1 protein-coding gene is annotated in these 932 nt (G+C 48.6%); it reads right to left on the bottom strand.

The genetic code is table 11. From position 1 onward, the window contains the following. On the bottom strand, positions 1 to 914 hold a 914-nt coding region (gene tuf, locus ACFI32_RS14815; RefSeq protein WP_462627387.1), incomplete at its 3' end, for an elongation factor Tu. Positions 915 to 932 lie beyond the last annotated feature (18 nt).

Consider the following 932-nt stretch of genomic DNA (forward strand, 5'->3'; position numbering starts at 1 on the left):
GTATGCGGGGTGATTGAACCTGGCTTAGCAAGTACTTGGCCACGTTGTACGTCTTCACGCTTAGTACCACGAAGTAGTACACCACAGTTTTCGCCTGCACGACCTTCGTCAAGCAGTTTACGGAACATCTCTACACCAGTACAGGTGGTTTTTTGCGTGTCACGGATACCAACGATTTCGATCTCGTCACCAACTTTTACGATACCTGATTCAACACGACCAGTGACTACGGTACCACGGCCTGAGATTGAGAATACGTCTTCGATTGGCATTAGGAATGCTTTGTCAACGTCACGCTCTGGCTCTGGGATGTAGGTGTCTAGTACTTCTAGTAGTTCAACAACGGCTGGTTGGCCATATTTGTCTTCTGAGCCTTTTAGGGCTTCAGTGGCTGAACCTTTTACGATTGGGGTGTCGTCGCCTGGGAAGTCGTAGTCATTAAGAAGTTCACGAACTTCCATTTCTACAAGCTCAAGCAATTCTTCGTCGTCTACCATGTCGCATTTGTTCATGAATACGATGATGTACGGTACGCCAACCTGACGTGATAGCAAGATGTGCTCACGCGTTTGTGGCATTGGGCCGTCAGTGGCTGATACGACTAGGATTGCGCCGTCCATCTGAGCGGCACCAGTGATCATGTTTTTAACATAATCGGCGTGACCTGGGCAATCAACGTGCGCGTAGTGACGAGTTGCAGTGTCATATTCTACGTGTGAGGTGTTGATGGTAATACCACGGGCTTTTTCTTCTGGGGCTGAGTCAATAGACGCGTAGTCTTTGGCTTCGCCGCCTGAAGTGATTGCAGCAACAGTTGCAATCGCTGCGGTCAAGGTGGTTTTACCATGGTCAACGTGACCGATAGTACCGACGTTTAAATGTGGCTTGCTGCGTTCAAACTTGGCCTTTGCCATGAGTTATTCCTCTTTATT

The sequence above is a fragment of the Psychrobacter sp. PSi21 genome, from assembly GCF_054960615.1.